Source organism: Acinetobacter sp. SwsAc2, from assembly GCF_013391465.1.
GTDB lineage: Bacteria > Pseudomonadota > Gammaproteobacteria > Pseudomonadales > Moraxellaceae > Acinetobacter > Acinetobacter johnsonii.
Genome location: NZ_JACBEZ010000035.1, coordinates 1 through 18,767 on the forward strand (window position 1 = coordinate 1; position 18,767 = coordinate 18,767).

17 protein-coding genes and 1 pseudogene are annotated in these 18,767 nt (G+C 37.8%); 11 read left to right on the forward strand and 7 right to left on the reverse strand.

Annotated elements, in window-relative coordinates; translation table 11 throughout:
* Positions 1-194 precede the first annotated feature (194 nt).
* Together HYI04_RS13710 and HYI04_RS13715 are read left to right on the forward strand one after the other, a co-directional pair.
* Positions 195-2,471, forward strand: a complete 2,277-nt coding sequence (locus HYI04_RS13710; protein ID WP_178896272.1) for a hypothetical protein — start codon at positions 195-197, stop codon at positions 2,469-2,471.
* A gap of 240 nt (positions 2,472-2,711) precedes the next feature.
* A complete protein-coding gene (locus HYI04_RS13715) occupies positions 2,712-3,674 on the forward strand; it encodes an inovirus-type Gp2 protein (RefSeq protein WP_178896273.1) in 963 nt (320 codons plus the stop codon).
* A 198-nt stretch (positions 3,675-3,872) separates the two neighbouring features.
* Here the strand turns inward: HYI04_RS13715 and HYI04_RS13720 are convergent, their stop codons facing one another.
* Positions 3,873-5,198: an ISNCY family transposase gene (locus HYI04_RS13720; protein ID WP_081400761.1), complete on the reverse strand. Its 1,326-nt coding sequence runs from the start codon at positions 5,196-5,198 to the stop codon at positions 3,873-3,875.
* A 201-nt stretch (positions 5,199-5,399) separates the two neighbouring features.
* Here HYI04_RS13720 and HYI04_RS13725 point away from each other — a divergent pair, with 201 nt between their 5' ends.
* Positions 5,400-6,029, forward strand: coding sequence for a TauD/TfdA family dioxygenase (locus tag HYI04_RS13725; protein ID WP_178896274.1), 630 nt, complete (start codon positions 5,400-5,402; stop codon positions 6,027-6,029).
* A gap of 2 nt (positions 6,030-6,031) precedes the next feature.
* Positions 6,032-6,988, forward strand: coding sequence for a hypothetical protein (locus tag HYI04_RS13730; protein ID WP_178896275.1), 957 nt, complete (start codon positions 6,032-6,034; stop codon positions 6,986-6,988).
* A gap of 35 nt (positions 6,989-7,023) precedes the next feature.
* Here HYI04_RS13730 and HYI04_RS13735 read toward each other — a convergent pair.
* From HYI04_RS13735 to HYI04_RS13750, 4 genes and pseudogenes are all read right to left on the reverse strand, one after another.
* A pseudogene (locus HYI04_RS13735) lies at positions 7,024-7,098 on the reverse strand (BrnA antitoxin family protein); the annotation flags it as partial.
* 145 nt (positions 7,099-7,243) lie between these two features.
* Positions 7,244-8,089 carry a hypothetical protein gene (locus tag HYI04_RS13740; protein ID WP_178896276.1) on the reverse strand — a complete coding sequence of 282 codons (846 nt, stop codon included), beginning with the start codon at positions 8,087-8,089 and terminating at the stop codon, positions 7,244-7,246.
* 616 nt (positions 8,090-8,705) lie between these two features.
* On the reverse strand, positions 8,706-9,296 hold the full coding sequence (locus HYI04_RS13745; protein ID WP_178896277.1) for a hypothetical protein: 591 nt from the start codon (positions 9,294-9,296) through the stop codon (positions 8,706-8,708).
* A gap of 48 nt (positions 9,297-9,344) precedes the next feature.
* Positions 9,345-9,761 (reverse strand): hypothetical protein, encoded by a 417-nt coding sequence (locus tag HYI04_RS13750; RefSeq protein ID WP_178896278.1) that lies wholly within the window; start codon positions 9,759-9,761, stop codon positions 9,345-9,347.
* Positions 9,762-10,463: 702 nt separating this feature from the next.
* On the opposite strand from HYI04_RS13750, the gene HYI04_RS13755 reads away from it, so the two are divergent.
* The 5 genes from HYI04_RS13755 (at position 10,464) to HYI04_RS13775 (ending at position 14,388) form a co-directional block, all read left to right on the forward strand.
* Positions 10,464-10,688 (forward strand): hypothetical protein, encoded by a 225-nt coding sequence (locus HYI04_RS13755; RefSeq protein ID WP_227557090.1) that lies wholly within the window; start codon positions 10,464-10,466, stop codon positions 10,686-10,688.
* A gap of 66 nt (positions 10,689-10,754) precedes the next feature.
* The gene (locus HYI04_RS13760) at positions 10,755-11,801 is read left to right on the forward strand and encodes a DUF932 domain-containing protein (protein ID WP_178896279.1); all 1,047 of its coding nucleotides are present in this window, start codon (positions 10,755-10,757) and stop codon (positions 11,799-11,801) included.
* 143 nt (positions 11,802-11,944) lie between these two features.
* Positions 11,945-12,988, forward strand: a complete 1,044-nt coding sequence (locus HYI04_RS13765) for a YqaJ viral recombinase family protein (protein ID WP_178896280.1) — start codon at positions 11,945-11,947, stop codon at positions 12,986-12,988.
* A gap of 182 nt (positions 12,989-13,170) precedes the next feature.
* Positions 13,171-14,067 carry a hydrolase or metal-binding protein gene (locus tag HYI04_RS13770; RefSeq protein WP_178896281.1) on the forward strand — a complete coding sequence of 299 codons (897 nt, stop codon included), beginning with the start codon at positions 13,171-13,173 and terminating at the stop codon, positions 14,065-14,067.
* Positions 14,068-14,157: 90 nt separating this feature from the next.
* On the forward strand, positions 14,158-14,388 hold the full coding sequence (locus HYI04_RS13775; RefSeq protein ID WP_178896282.1) for an AlpA family transcriptional regulator: 231 nt from the start codon (positions 14,158-14,160) through the stop codon (positions 14,386-14,388).
* 256 nt (positions 14,389-14,644) lie between these two features.
* On the opposite strand, the gene HYI04_RS13780 is transcribed toward HYI04_RS13775, so the two are convergent.
* A complete protein-coding gene (locus tag HYI04_RS13780; protein ID WP_178896283.1) occupies positions 14,645-15,190 on the reverse strand; it encodes a cysteine hydrolase family protein in 546 nt (181 codons plus the stop codon).
* A 69-nt stretch (positions 15,191-15,259) separates the two neighbouring features.
* A complete protein-coding gene (locus tag HYI04_RS13785) occupies positions 15,260-16,348 on the reverse strand; it encodes an LLM class flavin-dependent oxidoreductase (protein WP_178896284.1) in 1,089 nt (362 codons plus the stop codon).
* A gap of 151 nt (positions 16,349-16,499) precedes the next feature.
* Here HYI04_RS13785 and HYI04_RS13790 point away from each other — a divergent pair, with 151 nt between their 5' ends.
* Both HYI04_RS13790 and HYI04_RS13795 read left to right on the forward strand, forming a co-directional pair.
* A complete protein-coding gene (locus HYI04_RS13790) occupies positions 16,500-17,459 on the forward strand; it encodes a GlxA family transcriptional regulator (protein ID WP_178896285.1) in 960 nt (319 codons plus the stop codon).
* A 371-nt stretch (positions 17,460-17,830) separates the two neighbouring features.
* Positions 17,831-18,757, forward strand: coding sequence for a LysR substrate-binding domain-containing protein (locus HYI04_RS13795; RefSeq protein WP_178896286.1), 927 nt, complete (start codon positions 17,831-17,833; stop codon positions 18,755-18,757).
* Positions 18,758-18,767: the final 10 nt, after the last annotated feature.

Below are 18,767 nucleotides of genomic sequence, written 5' to 3' on the forward strand. Positions count from 1 at the left end.
TATGATTAAAAATACAGAAATGATAAATTCGTAAATGGACATAACTTGCTTTGCTTTTCTTAGTCGAAAATTAAATTGGGTTATGTCCTTTTTATTTCAAAGACTTAAAAAGTTGAGATTCGCGTAATCTTATAAATAATAGTTGGAATAATATGCTAGTATTGTTATTAATATATAATTAATAACAATGATTTATGTCTGATTTTAATGCTTTTTATGATAATTTTATAACTGATAGTCAGATGTTTCAGGTTTTTGAAGAGAAATATCGCTATGAAATTAATTTTGATGGGGAAAAAGGTAATAAAAATATTTCAATTTTTTTAAACTGGATTTGGCTTTTTGAGGCTTTGAGTGACTTAGAACAGCTATCTAGGACGTATAGCAAAATAGTTGAAAGTGATTTCAAAGAAGCGTCGCCAAACTATCAAAAAATTTATGATTTATTTATGCGGTTGAATGTTGATAGGGCAATTTTCTCTTATGAACATGAAATTAACTTTGAGCTTTTTCATGTTTTTAAGTGTAGTTTAGAGAGATATGACCAAGAAAAGGGGGGGGCGACACACTTTCAATTTTTAACTGATCTTGAAACTTATTCTTTAATAGGATTAAATTTTCCAGTTAAGCAGTGTTTGTTCTTCTTCACAATTTTTATTGAACAATTGTTGATACAGAAGGGCTTGCAGTCAAGCCGCCGAAATACGAGACATAAGAAGTTGCTGAAACACCAGCAACATGTTCAAAATATATTTTTTCGATACGGAAGCTTCTATGCTTTGAATGTTACTTATCGGTTTTGTTTTGGTCATTCGGGTTTTGTCAAAGTTCAGGATTTAATCGTAAAAATAGAAAATCAGATTGTTTCTGATAGTCGACTTTTAAAAGCAGAATTTAATCTTGAAGATGATGGTCAGCAAGGATGTATGCTAAATTGTGTTTTAATTTACTCAGCACAAGCTATGCGGGATGCTTCAAGCTGCATTTATCAGTTAGAACAAATAGCTGAAAATTTTAAAGAACAAGTTGAAATTAAGTTCGAAAATTGGGGGAGGGTGCTTAGCCATATTTTTCAGTTAGAGCTTTCGGGACTCATAGACACTCCTAAAAAGTTGCATGATTTTCTTTATTGGATAGTTGGCTTATTCTATCGCCATGATGATTTTTTCTCTTATACGTCTAAAATAGTTGGTGATGGTGGATATCAACATAAGCAAGTTAAAGAGGCATGGACATTAGGACTAAATTCTTTTCAAAGTGGGATGTATAAAGAACTTATGGACGTAGATCATGCTGAGGTGATGACATCTATAGCAGATTCATCTAAGGTTTGGTCTACAGCAGTCCTATCAAATAGTCTGCAAAGACGGTTATCCATTGACCAGATTATTCTTTCAGAGATTCGCTATGACTTAGGATTTAATGAAAAATTACATAGGGATATTCTCTACTGTATGCAAGTTTTCTATACATTTTGCCAGATTAGTACAGAGCCTTTTTTCTTATTTGAAACTCGTAGTGGTATTGTTACGCAGGTTCAGCTTAGTCGAGTGGGGAAGCAGTTAATATTTCTTTTTAATTTATTATGTCAAACACCTCACATTTTTAGTGATCTCAAAAAAATAAATGTATTGTTAGCGAATTATTATCAAGACCTTTTAGACAGTCAATTATGGCATGTATTAGAGAAGCTTGACGAGAAAGGTGTTGCTGCAATTTTAGACATACCAACTTTTGTGAACTTAAATTTATTATTAGAACGAATGAAAAATGGGGGGGAGTTGGGAGCATATATACCAGGTTTTTATTCTAGTGATGATCAGTTACGTCATACTATTGAGGATTTGGTGTTTTTTGATAAAAGAACAAGTGAAGCACAAGAATATGTTGGGGCGTTGTTAAGAACAGACCAATTGGTGTGTAGGGTTAAATTTTACGCAAAAATAGAAGATATGTCTTTTTTAGATACCAGAAACATTTTCTCCGCACATTTTACCAAATTTTTAAGAATTCATAAACGCCGAAATTTGTTGAGATGCCTTTCAGGTTATTTTCTCATTTGGTTAGGCAATGAGTTTGAACATACTTATGTATTTAAAGAAGAGAATCCATATGTTGATGTCGTATTTTTCATTAAATATGAATATGGGTTTAATTATGAAAACTTTAAATCTGAGCTTTTAACTGCATGGCAAGAATTTAAAGAAAAAAAGATGTTGTTGGGAGGGAAAAGTGACATTTTTGGAATGACTGACCTAAAGTATGAACACTTGATGCATTCAATAGACGCATTAAATTCTTCATTTGTCATTGTTGAAAAGAGTGATAAAAAGATGAAGAGGTTGGTGGTCGAAAAGCTGCTACCTTATTTTACTTATAGGCATTTTTATTTACCTCAAACTTTCAAAGACGGGAATGTTAAATCAGGCAAAATTTTTACTAAAGGTACAATTAAGGTTAAGAAGAAATAGCGTAACTTTAGTTTGTGTAGCTAGCTTAGATTTCACGTAATATACAGAGGTCTACAAGCTTTGGTTCTCATAAGTAAGATTACTTTACTTTGTTGCTCTTAGTGGGTTTTTAATATAATGAATATATATTTTAGTATATTTATTATATTAACCACTTAGGTTTATTACATACCATTTATTTGTATGTAAAAGATAACTTAATGCCTAGTGATATGTGTTAAACATTCACTAGGATATTATATGTGCTTAATGCTATCAAATGATAACGAATCAAAAGTCTTGATTGATGTAGATCAGTTTATACAGTCAATCTATAAAAATGAACTTAATGAAACTTTATTTAAGAATATATTGAATGATCTAGTTCCTAAGTTCAAAGCAGTTTATAAACTTCATTTGAAGTACAGTGAGAGTATCTGTGTCTTTAAGAGAATGGTATGTTCATTAGATAAAATATTGTTAGGACATAAGGGCATTGATGATTTAAGTAATTTCGAATTGCGTTACTTATGGAACAATGCTTTAGCTTATTCTCAGGATGTTAATTTAGAGTTACTAGGGTTTAAGAATCAAGAAAAAAGAAATCGTAATGGTTTAGAAGAGTACCTAATTCAACTGACTAAACACTACTCGAAATTGCTGTTTATACGCATTGATTTAAGTATAGCACTAGATCATCAGCATGAAGTTGGTATAGAACAGTTTAATCATTACCTACGCATCTTCATTAACCGTGTACAGAATCAAGATACTTGCTTTAAAGACTTACAGGGTTACGCATGGGCAATAGAGCAGGGTGAGAAAAAGGGGTATCACTGCCATGTATTGCTTATCTACGACGGACATAAACACCAAAAAGATTTCGGTATGGCCATACAGGTTGGGCAATGTTGGACTAAGATAACAGAGAGTAAAGGTTACGTCTTTACTTCAAACTCTCCTGAATACAAAGAACGCTTTAATCAAAAAGGTATTTTAGGCATTGGTATGATCCACCGTAACAAGCCTGAACAGGTACAAAATGCAATTAATGCTGCAATGTATCTGGTCAATCCAGAAAAAGACCAGCAGCATTTACGAGTTAAAACACAGAGAATGCGTAGCTTTGGTAAAGGGCAGTATGAGATTGATAAACGTCGAGGCTGTACCGTAAACGTTTTAAAGGAATGTGTTGGTTTCAAACTATGTGAAGCATACCCTTGATACAGAATGCATGTGTAATGTATTACAGCATTACACATGCTATGTAGAATGAATTAGTTTGATAAGCTTGTGTTTAAATTGCGGATTGAAATAAAAAGCCAGTCTTTGATGTAGAAAATTTCTCGTGAAATAGCATCATAAGCATCAGTTGTTATTCCCAAGTAGAAATGTCCTACCTAATAACCAAATAGAAATGTCCTATATGGACATTTCCAAGTCAAGCACAGGATTCAGATTTCGTTGTTGAATTGCTGTTTTCTGTGCACGTCTGCTTGGCATCTTTTGAGAACGATTACGTTTGTTTTGCTGTTCCAGTTCTTCATGCTGTTGTTGAATATGCAGCAATACAGAACTTAAACGTTTATTCTCAACAATCTCTCGCTGGTTAAGCTGACTTAATTTATCGAAGATGCTGTAATTGATCTTCCGTCCTTCATGCATGATCGCTACAGTACCATCCGGATATTCTAGAAACTCAAGATATTTACCGATCAGCTTCTGATTTTCTTGGATATTATCCAGAATATATACACATTTATCATAAGTAATGGTCAGGCTATTGGTGACTCTGCGGGGTTCACGCCAAGTAAAAATATCATCTAATTCTTCAGCTGTTTCAGTGACAGTCCGGTGGAGATCCTTAGGATTAAAGGCCATCTTGGCAAATTTACGATTAAATTGCTCAATAAAGCAGGGCAGCCAGGCATTGGCATCTGCAATCGAACTGATAGCTTCTAAGCGCATCTCCTTAATCAGACGATCCTGAAGCGTTCTATTGGCTCGTTCTACACGTCCTTTGGCCTGTGGTGAATTGGCGAAGATGATATCGATATTGAGCGTACTGAGTACTCGCCCAAATTGGGTAATCTTGGTGTCTTTCTTGCTGCTTTGATTTACCCTAAAGACTGAATGTTTGTCGCTGTAAAACGCTAAGGGCTTACCGTGCTGTTCAACATACAAACGTGTCGAAATCATATAGTCAAAGGTTGATTCTGACTCACAGAAGCGTAAATGCTGTAATTTGCCTGTGGCATCATCAATAAACACCAGCAGACAGCATTTAGCAGCACGCCCTTCGAACCAGTCATGGTGAGAGCCATCAATCTGGATCAGTTCACCATAGCAATCCCGGTTATATCGAGGCTGATATGGGCGTTTCAGGCGCTTGGCGCGAGGAATCCACAAGTCGGCTGCAATCATCCAAGAACGCAGGGTTTCTACTGAAAGATCGAATCCATGTACGGTGGTGAGCTTTTCATGCGCTAAAGTGGGTCCGAAACCATGGAGTTGGTCAGAAACAATATTGAGGCACTTGAGTCTGAGTTCTTCAGGAAGTTTGGAATTGCTGGTTTGGCCACGACCGGCATGGGCTAATGCAGCTGGACCTTGAGCTTTGTATTTCTGCAGTAAGCGTCTGATCTGACGTTCTGAGATATGAAGTAGCTGAGCAGCCTGGGATTGAGTTATGCGTTGATCGCAGATTTCCTGCAAGACCGACAATCGTTTAAGTTCTTTATCCGACATAGACACCAACATATCAAACCGTCCGCTTCGATAATCGCAAAAGCGCATATTCTAAAAGCGGACATTTTTACTTTGGAGAAACCGGACATTTCTATTTTGGAGTTACAATCAGTACTTCGTATAAGCTCTATTATGTTAAATAGGTTTTTTATCTTTTTGATAAGATATATTGAAATATAATTTTTTTTGCATGGTGATTGCTTGGTTTCTTCTTTAAAGGATTCAATTTCGAGTTCTGGTTTTTTAATAATAGATAATGTTAATAGTATGGATGACGTTTTAGATATAACACAAAGTTTAGGTGAAATTCGTACCCTAAATAAAAAAGATATTCAGGTAATACAACCATCGACAAAAGAAAAATCTAAATCTAAATCATTCAGCTATTTTTATGGTTTTGAAGACTTTCCACTACATAACGATACTGTTTTTTGGGAGCAACCAGCAAGATATATCATGTTTTATATGCAAGAAAAATCCAATACAAGCACCATTATTTTAGATAGAAATGAAGTAAAGAAAATTTTAAATATTTTTTTTAATAAGAAACCTATTTTTCTGAAGAAAAAGGAAACAGGAATTTCTTATAGTTTTCCTTTACTTGGTAATAGTAATGAATATATTTGCTATGATCCATGTTACATGAAACCTATTAATGATGATGCTAAGCTTTTTGTACAAGAACTTGAAAATAGCGTCTCTAAAGCAGTACCTATTCAGTGGATTGGAAATCGATTAGTTATAATTGACAATTGGTATGTTCTTCATGGGCGAAAAGCAGTTGATTCTGCTGATTTTGATAGAAAATTATTTAGATTTTATAGAGCATAAGAATGAGTTGGGAAAAAGTTGATTTATGGCCAAAAGCTGTACTTTATATGGAATATGCTTCTGCTGTTGATAAAGATAGTCCTCAATTTGGATTATGGTGTGCTTTATCTTTAGAGATATTAGCAAGATCAGCTATTGCAAATATAAATCCTGTTTTATTAGCGGAGCCAGATAGGGATCATAAACACCTACTAAATATACTTGGGCTAAGTAGCTTGCCAGGGCATTCTGCAAAATCAATAGGAACAGTACAAGTTTTATCACTTTGTAAAATATTAATCCCAAATTTTTTAGATGAGGATTTTAAATTTTCTACGTCATTTGCGAATATGAGAAATGAAGAGCTACATACAGGATCAGCCGTATTTGCGACACAAAAATCTTCTCAATGGGCTCATAGTTTTTATAGATGTTGCAAGATTTTAGCTGAAGCCCAATCTGAATCATTAGAAAGCTTATTAGGAAATGATGAAGCTTTATTTGCGGCAGAGATACTTAACAAAAAAGAAGATGCTGTTCTTAAACAAGTAAGACAATTAATTACATCTTATCAGGTGGTTTTCGATGCTAAGTTACAAAGTGAAAAAGATGATTTGGCTAAAGCTGCTGAGGACAATAGTAATAAGTTGAGTTCACAAGGCCATCATAGAGTGACTTGCCCAGCCTGTAAATCAATGGCGACAGTGACAGGAAAAGCGTTTGGAGCAGAAAGAGTAATTAATGAGGAAGATAGTATTGTAACAAAGAGAACTGTTCTTCCAACTGATTTTGAATGTACTGCATGCGGATTAAAAATTAGTGGTTATGGAATATTAACGGCAATAGGTCTTGGTGATAGTTTTACTCATAGAACAGATTATACTCCACAAGAATATTATGAATTAGTTGATCCTAATGATTTCGATGCAATGAGTTATTTTGCTGAAGAACATGGATTTTATCATTTTAGTAATGATTAATAACTACTAAAAAAGGGAAGCTGATAGCTCCCATTTTATCGATGATTCTTTAATTCTGTCAGCATTGCATCCCGAAGAATCTCATTCATACGAGTTTGATAGCCCTTACCTTAAGTGTCTCTCAAGCAGAAAAATAAGGAAAGGCATTAGCGAATGCTGCTCTTAATTTGTAATTTTGGGATTTAAGCCAAGAAATAAAAAATAGTTATTTCTTGGCTTTTATTATTGATTTTAAAAAATCAGTTTTACGTTAACTTATGGAATATCAAAAATGGTTTGCCATTCAGAAGGACTACCCATAGAAAACTGGTCATCTTCAGAATCAGAATCCCATGCGCCAAAAAAATCTTCAGTCATACCTTCAGTCATAGTGAAATTTAGTGGTTGAGGGCTAGGCATCTTTCGCATTAAATAAGACAACCGATAGGCGTCTTCATTGTCAAAAAAATAAAACCCATCAATCACTATGTGGGCTATTTTTACTGCATGAGAATCATCAGGAATAATAAAGCTTTCTTTGGCAGCATATTTATCCAATGCTTGACGCAATAGCTCGGAGTTAAATTGAGCTACTTCTGCAAGAGTAGTTAATATTTGTTCAAGATCAAGAGTATCTGATAAGTTCGAATCTCCACTGGATGGAATGCGATAAGATATTACTTCCCTTTGAGCTTTTAATTTTAATGTCTTCTGTTTGAATTCTTCTGCTGTATTAGAGTTGAATCGTCCTAACCAACTAAAAGCTAATTTAATAGCTTGAGAATGTGAAATAGTAATAAGTTTACCATCATTCCAGCATTCAGTTGGTAAGGTATAAACTATAGCTCGGGCAAGTGATAAAACAGCATAATATTCAAAATATGAATTTGCTAAACGCATATTTTTTTCGGTAGAAAATTCTAAAGCTTTTAGAAGAGCAGTAGCATTTAAGATCATTTTTGTTGATAGATAGTGTCGGCAAACCCATTCTGAATTTAATTCAGGAGTCCAATTCTTTGCTAAAGTATTTTCATATGTATTAGAAATTTGCTTTGCAACACTACCAAATTTAGCGGATTCGCATAAATCTAATAATTCACGATATGTATATTGTAATTCCATTTTAGCCCTAAGTTTTAATCTATATATTTATCAATTATATATAATTAATGGCATAAATAACTTTGTATAAAAAATGGATAATTAAAATTAAGTTTATCTAAAATTAACATAATACAGGTTATACGAAATTCTTTAAATTTTCCTATAAGCATCAATATGTTAGTAAAAGCTGTCCTAGGGTTCAGCGTACTAGAACGGCTTTTTCATGATTCTTCACGTTCCACGCTTTCGATATGATCATTGCTTCACAAATTTGTTTATCTCAGTTAAACAAATTTTGATTGATTATAGGCGGGGAGTATTTCTTAGTTTAACCAATCTGATTAGCATAAGTCCCGTTGGTTGTACTGATGCTGACTTCATGGATGTGCTGGATTTTACAGCATAGGTAACCAAAGCCATTGAGCTCTTCAGCATGCATGCTGATCTAGTTGTGTTTAGGCTCAGCGCTGACCAGAGACCCTTTTAAAGCTGAAGGCATCACCTGACTCACATCTTATATCCTTCAATCTTCTGTACAGTGGCTGTTACACCACTGATTCAGGTTCGGCTAAAGTAAGAGCTGCAAATACAGTTAATGCCTAGGCAATTAAATTAGACTGAAGTTTCTGTGAGGTTATTCTTCAATAATCGCACGGTGGGTGAGTTTGCCACGTGTGGTATACAGATAAACTTCACTGATTTCATCAGCTGTACAGCCATCCAAAATCAGGTTGAAGGTATTGCCATAGTAGACTCGCTTAGGAAATTCGACTGTATACGGTTCTACGCCAATGATCTTGCAGTTTGGATTGTTCATTTCGACTTTATCTAGTACATCGTCAACTTCAGAGACCACTTTTAAGCGTGTGCTGTCTAAGACAGTAGACGTAATGACTGTAAATCCAACATAAGTATCGGCAGGTCTGAACTTCACTTCAAGCGCTTCGCCCGGCAGCAGTTTTCTTTTGAGTTGTGGTGGTGGAATATCAATATTTTCAGCACCTTCATAAATGCTGTCTGGGTCATAGCGGTCATGGGCTATCGCAGCCGCTTCAGCTTCGCGTTCTTTAGCTTGAGTCTTAGCTACATTGTCATTGGGCTGAGCATAGGATTCATGCTGTGCCGATTCGGTTGTGGTATCTGTTGCAGGGGGCGTGCTTTCAGGGGTTTTATTACAGGCGGTGAGCAGGGTAAAAATCGCAGCCGTGATGATCAGTTTTTTCATGGCGAAATATCCTTTTAAATCGAGTATGGGGGAATCCAAAGGGCAGGCTTACTGAGCTGCAAACTGGGTACGTTGCACATATTTCAGAACGCTTAACCCTTTGACATACAGCCATCGGTCATTAAAATTCTCAGCACGATAATCAAAAACTTGATACGCAAAGTCATCAAGGTCCAAGAGTTGCTGCTCATGTAAATCTTTGCCTTCTCGAATGAGGGCATTCAAATCACCGCTGTAGATGAAATAACGCAGTGGGTCATCTTTAGGGATGATCTGCCATTGTTTGCTCAGTGCCACAAACGCATTGCAATTTACATTGCCCTCACAACGTTTCACTACAGGTGCCGTGGATGGATTGTTGATGAGTGCCATCACTTGATTCATATCGGCATGGCTGAGACTGGAGCCAGATAAACAGGCTGCAATTGCCCCATATTGAAGAATGGTTTTGATTTGTTTATTCATGAAGTTAGATCCTGATTATTGTTGTTAGATACTTTATAGAGCGCGCAGCAATGGCTTGACCGCAATGTTTTAGACGAATCTGTCCATCACAATGACAATGTATTGTGCAATTCCAATGAGCATGGCTGATGATCTACAAAGGTGTAGTTGTGCCGAATTACTCCGTCAGTGGATTGACGAGATCAGGCAACGTACCATAGAGATGGAGCACGGGCGGGGAATACGTAGCAAGAATAAAAACAGTCATGATTGACTCCTTGGAATTATAAGAAGTTCTACCGCATCACTGCTAAATAATGGTGGCAGAACGAAAGAGGGTTAGCAGACTGGGATCCAAGGAACCAGCACACCCGAAGGTGTCCCCCTTCCGTCCTACCATTAAGAAAAAAGGGGGACGAGTGAGTTCCCAAAAAATAGTTAGACTATTTTCTGCTCGGATCAACGGTCTGCTAAAACCGACTGGCAATGTAGGCCAGCAAGCCCATCATAATGCCAAGCTGAAAGCGGGTCAATTTCATTTCTTAATGCTTAAACCACTGTGGCTTAAATAATACTCAAAAACAGATTGTAAATAATTTCAGATACATAACACCTGAATGAAGCAGAAGCTGAACATTAATTTCATCTCAGGATGAATGTGCAGCGGAGCGATAGCACCCATATTCAGGAGTTTTTTTTATGCCGTATCGAGATTTTGATCAGATGGAAGATGCCATGTTTCCGCAGCGTGAACCGATCAAGCCAATGATGCAGAGCTTAGGTCTCAGCAATGCACCGACCACTTTAGCTGTGCTGGGCATGTCGTTGGCAAAGTCATTGGGCTATTCACCTTTCATTGGCGGGATTGCAGGAGCCATGCTGGGTGGCGTGATTCTCGTGATTGCGGATCAGACACAGGCCGCTTGCCGTCCTCCATTGCACAAATAACACGTATCTAATTTCTACTTCTTCGCACATTTCAAAATATTCATTATTTACAATCAGGATTATTTTATGGCACATCAACTTGAACAAATGGCCTATGTAGGCCAAACCCCTTGGCATGGCTTAGGCAACCCACTGACTCAAAACCAACCGATTGAAGTCTGGGCACAGCAAGCGGGCATGGACTGGCGGATTGAATCCTCTAACGTCAGCTATATGGCTCAAAATCAACGGGGTCAAAGCATCATCATGCCCTATGAGGAACAACGGGTGTTATACCGTTCTGACACGCATGCACCGTTATCTGTAGTCAGTCAGCGTTATCAGGAAGTGCAACCGAAACAGATTCTAGAGTTCTACCGAGACCTCACTGAACAATCAGGCTTTGAGTTAGAAACCGCTGGGGTGCTGAAAGGCGGGAAGAAATTCTGGGCTTTAGCACGAACAGGACAGACTTCTGCTTTAAAAGGCAAAGATGTCAGCAATGGCTATATTCTCTTAGCCACAGCTTGTGATGGCACCTTAGCGACTACCGCACAATTTACCTCTATCCGTGTGGTATGTAATAACACCTTGGCGATTGCCTTGAAAGGACAAAACTCAAGTGCAGGTATCGTCAAAGTCCCACACAGTACCAAATTCGATGCGCAAAAGATTAAACGACAATTGGGGATTTCAGTTCGTGCATGGGACGAGCACATGTATGAAATGAAACAACTCAGTCAACGTAAAGTCACACAGACAGAAGCAGCAGCTTACTTTGATGCTGTGTTTAACAACACTAGCCTAAGCAATGCGGACCAAGACGAGGGCATTATTCAGTTCTATCGTAATGTGGCATCACAAGCTAACCACACAACGAAAGCTGACAACAAGACTGAACCGAATGGACGAGCAATGTCTAAAGTCATGACCATGTTTAATGGACAAGGCCGTGGCGCAGAACTCAGTTCAGCCAAAGACACTGCTTATGGCTTGTTGTGCTCAATCACGGAATTTGCAGACCACGAGCGACGTGCCATGAGTCAGGATTATCGCTTAGATTCAGCATGGTTCGGTGCAGGCGCAGGCCTTAAGCAACGTGGACTCGAACAAGCACTACGTTTAGTTGTTTAAGTTTCGATTCAGATTCAGGATTTAAGATCAGGACATGAGATCAATATGATCCTGTAAATCTCCCTAAGCCCAAACACCTCTTTGCCACATCTCCAGATGTGGCTTTTTTTATGCCCAAAATTTAACAATGACAGGAAATCAATATGAACTCAGCCGTAATTCACCCAAGTCACACCAAAGCCAATATCCATGCCGACCGTCCAAAACTGTTTACCGCAAAACGTTTCGTAGAGACGAAAAATATGACTCAAGCCGAATGGCTCGAAGTCCGTAGACAAGGCATTGGTAGCAGTGACTGTGCCGCAGCCTGTGGACTCAATCCCTATATGTCGATGTTAGAGCTGTGGATGATCAAGACAGGTCGGATTCAACAAAACATTAAGGATGAAAGCGAAGGTCACGCACCTTTATATTGGGGCAAGCAGTTAGAGCCGCTCGTTGCTGAATACTACAGCATGCATACCAAATATAAAGTGCGTCGAGTCAATGCCGTATTACAACACCCTGATCCCGATAAGTATTTCATGTTGGCTAACTTGGACTATTCCGTGGTGGGTAATGCAGAGGTTCAAATACTGGAATGTAAAACCGCAGGGGAATATGGGGCCAAGCTCTGGCGCGATGGTGTGCCTTTATACGTACTCTGTCAGGTACAACATCAGTTAGCAGTCACAGGCAAGCAAGCGGCACATATCTGTGTGCTGATCTGTGGGCATGAAACCCGCATCTTCAAAGTGACGCGTTCTGAGTCTGTGATTCAACACATCGTCAATGCTGAACGCTACTTCTGGGACTGTGTGGAAAAGGATACCCCACCTGAAGCGGATGCCAGTGAGTCGGCAGCCAAAGCGCTACAGTTACTTTATCCAGAACATGTACCACTCTCTACGACAGACTTATCTGAAGATGAGCAAGCCAATCAACAGTTTGAACAACTGATTCGAGTGCGTAATCAAGTTGAGAAATACCAACAGCAATTTGAGCTACTCAAGCACCAATTACAAGGCCAGATGCAAGAGGCTGAGCGTGCCACCTTTAAAGCGGGCTCAGTGACATGGAAGAAGTCAAAAGACTCGATCAGCTTGGATAGCAAGGCTTTACTCAAATCACACCCTGAATATCTCAACCAGTACCCACAAAGCAAGCAGGGCACACGGCGTTTTAACATCTATTGCCATGATGACTAAAGGCTTTATTCAACTCAGCGCATATCTGCAAAAAAGCGCAAAACAGCCCCCGCTCCCTGTAAGCACCGAGGTACTTACAGAGAACAAAATGGACTGAATTGCGCAGATGTTTATGCATTTGAAAATAAATGATTTCTACATATCAACCAGACAACAGTCAAAAATAACTTGAGGACATCAATATGATTAAAGGTTTAGCCATCACACCGCCAATACTAGGACGGATCAGTATCGGTAAAATGGTAGAGAAAAATGGTAAGCGCGTTCCTGAAAAAGATGACCAATTTACCATTACTAGCCAAATCCAAAATAAAGAGGGTTGGGTCAAACACCCCTTAGATGAGCAACTACGAGCTAAAGCTCAAAATCAAAAACTCAGAAGCATTCCAGTCCGCATGATCTTTAATGATCCTGAGCTGAACTTACGTGCAGAGTACAGCTTATTTGACCGACAGACAGGGCGTCCCGTGTGTATCGGCAATGGTGAAACTTGCCAGCGCTTAACCAATCAAGGGGTTGAGCATCATCCATGCCCATCTCCTGATTTATGTTCATTGGCACAAGGAGGATTGTGTAAACCCTATGGCCGGCTGTATGTGAATTTAGATGAGTCGGATGAGTTTGGGACTTTCGTTTTTAGAACCACTGGTTTTAATAGCATTCGTACCTTAGCTGCACGACTCAGTTACTACCATGCAGCATCGAATGGATTGCTGTCCTGTTTACCGCTACAACTCACACTTCGAGGTAAGTCCACCACACAAAGTTATCGAACTCCTGTGTATTACGTGGATCTGATTTTACGTGAAGGCATTCATTTACAAGAGGCGATTCATACAGCCAAAGAAATTGATCAAAAAAGTAAGCTGTCAGGTTTTAACCAAGCTGCTTTGGATCAGATGGCTCGGCAGGGTTATGGCAATGCGAAATTTGAAGTAGATGGGGAGGAAGGCGAGGTGATTGTTGATGAATTTTATGTTGAAAATTCACCACAGCAAGAGCAGAAAAAAGTTCATGACTTCAAGCAAGTGCAGGATGTTCAGAAAGGTTTGCAGCAGTCTGTCAGCGTAGTGAATTGAGGCCTAAGTAAAACGCGAAAGTTAATTTTTACGAATCGCTCAATCATTTGAGCGAATTGCCGCTCGCATTAAAAATCAGGAGTAAACATCATGAATGCGATCACAGGCCAAACTTTTATAATGAATCAAATTATTAACTTGAAAGATGTTATACAGGTTACAGGTTTAAGCCGTGCAACAATTTACAACATTACTAATCAAAGACATAAGCAATATGATCCAACTTTTCCGAAACAAGTTAATTTAACTGTTGGACGGGTTGGGTGGTCAGCTTTGGAAATCCATATATGGATCGAAAGTAAGTTGGCAAGCAGAAAATAATTAAGAGCGTTCTTCTACTTTTTTTTGTTGTAAGGCATATTGTAGGTTGATTAGCACTATTGATTTTGTTTGAAAAATAAGCATTTTCTACATTTGAAACCTTCTAATAATTCAAATGTCTACCTATCCATTAACCTTGAACAAACGTATTTGAAGTTCTTAAATAGTAATTGTGAAAGCATAAAATATATAAATTCCGTTCTAGATCTATGATTACTGGAACGGAATTTATAAAGTCCTTAGATAATTTAAACCATTAATTTAAATACTCTGCAGTTGAGATAACTTCAGCATAAGCAAATTCAAAAGCTGCCATTAGTGTTGCATGAACATGACTTGCAGGTACTTTAATACCATTAAACTCTAAGTCTAACGTTGCACAAGCATCATGAATCACTTTTACTTTATAACCAAAATCAGAGGCAGCACGTACAGCAGCATCTATACACATATGGCTCATAGCTCCAATTATAACTAACTCGGCTATGCCATTTTTATCTAAAGCTTCTTTAAGGTCAGTGTTTAAGAATGAGTTGACGTAATTTTTAACAATTATAGTTTCATCTACATTTGGCTTAACGGCATCTTGAAACTCAATGCCATTTGAACCAGGTTCAAATGCAGGAAATTCACCATTAGCAAAAATATGTTGGACATGAATTACTTGAGTACCTTGTTGACGGGTTTTAGCAATTACTTTTACTGCATTAGCAGCAGCTTGTTCAATATTTACCAATGGTAATTTGCCTGTAGGTAGATATTCATTTTGTAAATCGATAACTAATAAAGCTGATTTTGACATGATCATTCCTCTATTTTAGAGCCTTGGGGTTCAGTTTTTTTGCAATTTAAATTTTATAATGTGCACTAATTAATTCACTACGTTATTAGGTAAACCATATGCATCTGCAATCAGTTCAGTAGAACGGTAAATAGCTTCAGGTGTATGACCCAAATTAATTACCATTAGCTCATTTGCATGTATTCGTTGCTGCCATTCATCCAACTGTTCAATGACTTGTCTGCCAGTGCCTTTCATGATCTTACGGTCCCACATGCGCATTAAACGTAGCTCAGTGGATGCGTAATGATACTGCTCTGCTTCATCAGGAGTCGGTACTACAAATGATCTACGTGTTACCATTCGCATCATTGCATGAGCATATGACCATGCTTGACGTTTTGCCTCAATAGGATCATCAGCTGCCATCACCCCGAAACTTGCAATAACATAGGGTTCTGCAAGTGCTTTCGATGGCCTGAATTTTTCACGATAGACTTCAACAGCAATTTCTAAGTTTTCATCAGCCAAATGTGCTGCAAAAGCAAAAGGAAAGCCACGTTCAGCTGCCATACGGGCAGAATAGGTCGAAGAGCCAAGTAACCAAACAGGTGGGCGTTCAAATGAACGTGCTATGCCATTTTCTAGATCTTGTCTTGGACCTGGAACTGCATAAACATTTTCACTATATGACGCCTTTTTTGAAAAACTATCATCTAAAAAACACAATAATTCTTTAAACTGACTTGGAAAATCTTCTTTATTGATTTGACCACGACGTAATGCGGTAGCTGTTTCTATGTCTGTTCCAGATGCGCGTCCAATACCTAAATCGATACGTTCAGGTGCTAAAGCAGTTAGTAACCCAAATTGTTCAGCAATAACTAAAGGTGGGAAGTTTGGTAACATCATGCCACCTGCACCTAGTCGAATACGTTGAGTTTCACCAATTAAACGTGCCAGCATAAGTGCAGGTGATGAAGTGGTTACACCAGGTAAAGAATGATGCTCTGCCACCCAGTAACGATTAAAACCGCGACGATCCACTAATTTTGCCAGCTCAATACTTGCAACTAAGGCTTGCTGAGCAGAATAGCCTTTGCCTGCCATAACAAAATCTAAAATAGATAAAGGTGTGGCGGCTGTGCCATAGCATTTACCTACGATCTGACTTTTCATTTTAAATACCCAATTTCACTTAATTATTGTTGATGATCTAAAAATAGATTCAACAGAACATGACTTAGTGTGAATGATGGTGAAAAAACATTCTATTGACCTAAAAGACATCTTTCGATAAATTTGGGACATTATTTTTAAGTGTATTTTTATGACGACTAAAGTGGCTGTTCTCGCTTTTGAAGGTGTAAGTTTATTTCATCTTTCCATCCCTTCATTGGTATTTAATGCTTTGGATCAATCTAAAAGTGAGCAGAGTTACAATGTCTTTTATAGTGCTGAAAAGCCCGGTTTTGTAAGGACGGAGCAGGGTATACGTATTGAAGTTGATATGGGTCTAAATGCAATTTCAACAGCGGATATTGTGATTATTCCTGCTTGGAAAAACCCAGAACAACAAGTATCGAAAGAACTTATAGTTTGCTTAAAACAAGCATATCAACAGGGAGCTATCCTTGTTGGTCTATGTTTGGGAGCTTTCGTTTTAGGGGAGGCAGGCTTATTGGATGGTCGTAAATCAACTACTCATTGGATTGCTAGAAATTCATTTCAACAACGTTTTCCAAAAACTCAATTTTGTTCAAATGTACTGTATATAATTGATGAAAATATTATTACTTCAGCTGGGACTGTGGCTGCTATTGATTGCTGTCTAGATATTATACGCAATTGCCATGGTGCAAATGCTGCTAATCATGTTGCACGAATGTTGGTAACATCACCCCACCGTCAAGGGGGCCAAACTCAATACATTGAAAGGCCTATCCCGCAATTACCATGTGAAGGACGTTTAACTGATGTTTTGGAATGGGCAAGAGAAAATTTATCAGAATCAATAAGTGTCGATAATCTGGCTAATATGGCAAGATTGAGTCGTCGTACATTTACACGGCACTTTCGTGCTGCAACTGGTACAACCGTAATAAAATGGCTGAATGCCGAACGAGTTGCACGAGCACAGCAATTACTTGAGACTACAGATATATCGATAGAGTCTGTAGCTGCTCACGTAGGATTCAGGACGGCATTGTCTTTAAGACAACACTTCTCGGAACAATTGAATATTTCTCCGTCAGCATATAGAAAGAGTTTTACAAAGCATAGGGATTAAAACTTGGCTATTTATTTTTATATTTAGTATCTATTTAAAGCATAAATGAGAGCAAAATAGTGAAAACTAAAATATCTGAATTGTTGGTATTTCAGTCTCAAGTATAAGTCATCTTATCTGGAAATTGTTCTAAGGCACAGTAAAATAAGAAAGGATATTAAGATATTTCTATTTAATGATGATTAAAACTCATGGGTTGAATATTTTTTCTCACTTTTTATTCAAGCTTTTATATGACATTTTAGTGCGAAATGGTCTTATACAGAAATTAGAGGGGGAGGATGTGAGGAAGTATGAATCAAGATTTGGACTATTGATAGTTTAATCTGGGTTCTATGTAAATGGAAAAATAGGACAAATTAGGAGTGTCCATGAAAATCAAACCATTGCCACCCATGAATAGCTTGATTGTATTCGAGGCAGCTGCTCGCCATCTTAGTTTTACAAAAGCTGCTGATGAATTAACTGTCACGCAAGGGGCTATTAGTCGACAAATACGACAATTGGAAGAGTACTTAGGAAAAGAATTATTTATTCGCGCGAATCGAAATATTTTTTTAACCCCTACAGGATTGCAATATTATCAAACGATTTATAGTTCTTTATTGAATGTTGCGCAGGCAACAGCTGAAATTAAGAAATGGCAGGGTGAACACCAAATTACAGTTGCAACTACCAATGCAATGGCTGCACTTTGGTTATTGCCTAAAGTAGCCTCTTTTCAACAACATAATGAAGGTGTCGATTTAAGAATTTTGACTACAGAGAATATATCTGACTTACATAAAATGGATTTTGACTTGGCCTTATTTTATTGTCGAACGCCACCAGAAAAGATGACGGTTACGACATTATTTCCTGAAGAAGTTTTTCCTGTATGCAGCCCAAGTTATCTTGCTCAATTTAAAGATCAAATTAATCCAGACATCATATTTGGTAAAACTTTGTTGTATTTAGATGATTCTCAAAAAGACTGGATTACATGGTCAGAGTGGTTTGAGGCGGTTAACTTGCCTGTAGTGAAGCCAAAAAATAGAGTGAACATTAATAACTATCCTATGTTATTACAGGCAGCGATTAATGGACAGGGAGTGGCTTTAGCATGGGGATCATTGGTTGATGACTATCTTAAAGCTGGAACTTTAATCCGTCCTGTCGAGACTATACTCCGTACTAAAGCTAACTTTTGTATGTTAGAACCAGCAGATCGTGGAATGATACCTTCGAGTGTGAAGCATTTCCGTAATTGGTTATTAGAGCAATTACCAGGGCAAGTTGGGCAAAAGGGTCTGAATTAATAGAATGAAG

Bases quoted from the DNA above. Each gene is read 5' to 3' on its own strand.
- HYI04_RS13710 (WP_178896272.1), top strand. From the start codon at position 195: ATGTCTGATTTTAATGCTTTTTATGATAATTTTATAACTGATAGTCAG.
- HYI04_RS13715 (WP_178896273.1), top strand. From the start codon at position 2,712: ATGTGCTTAATGCTATCAAATGATAACGAATCAAAAGTCTTGATTGAT.
- HYI04_RS13720 (WP_081400761.1), bottom strand. From the start codon at position 5,198: ATGTCGGATAAAGAACTTAAACGATTGTCGGTCTTGCAGGAAATCTGC.
- HYI04_RS13730 (WP_178896275.1), top strand. From the start codon at position 6,032: ATGAGTTGGGAAAAAGTTGATTTATGGCCAAAAGCTGTACTTTATATG.
- HYI04_RS13740 (WP_178896276.1), bottom strand. From the start codon at position 8,089: ATGGAATTACAATATACATATCGTGAATTATTAGATTTATGCGAATCC.
- HYI04_RS13745 (WP_178896277.1), bottom strand. From the start codon at position 9,296: ATGAAAAAACTGATCATCACGGCTGCGATTTTTACCCTGCTCACCGCC.
- HYI04_RS13750 (WP_178896278.1), bottom strand. From the start codon at position 9,761: ATGAATAAACAAATCAAAACCATTCTTCAATATGGGGCAATTGCAGCC.
- HYI04_RS13755 (WP_227557090.1), top strand. From the start codon at position 10,464: ATGGAAGATGCCATGTTTCCGCAGCGTGAACCGATCAAGCCAATGATG.
- HYI04_RS13760 (WP_178896279.1), top strand. From the start codon at position 10,755: ATGGCACATCAACTTGAACAAATGGCCTATGTAGGCCAAACCCCTTGG.
- HYI04_RS13765 (WP_178896280.1), top strand. From the start codon at position 11,945: ATGAACTCAGCCGTAATTCACCCAAGTCACACCAAAGCCAATATCCAT.
- HYI04_RS13770 (WP_178896281.1), top strand. From the start codon at position 13,171: ATGATTAAAGGTTTAGCCATCACACCGCCAATACTAGGACGGATCAGT.
- HYI04_RS13775 (WP_178896282.1), top strand. From the start codon at position 14,158: ATGAATGCGATCACAGGCCAAACTTTTATAATGAATCAAATTATTAAC.
- HYI04_RS13780 (WP_178896283.1), bottom strand. From the start codon at position 15,190: ATGTCAAAATCAGCTTTATTAGTTATCGATTTACAAAATGAATATCTA.
- HYI04_RS13785 (WP_178896284.1), bottom strand. From the start codon at position 16,348: ATGAAAAGTCAGATCGTAGGTAAATGCTATGGCACAGCCGCCACACCT.
- HYI04_RS13790 (WP_178896285.1), top strand. From the start codon at position 16,500: ATGACGACTAAAGTGGCTGTTCTCGCTTTTGAAGGTGTAAGTTTATTT.
- HYI04_RS13795 (WP_178896286.1), top strand. From the start codon at position 17,831: ATGAAAATCAAACCATTGCCACCCATGAATAGCTTGATTGTATTCGAG.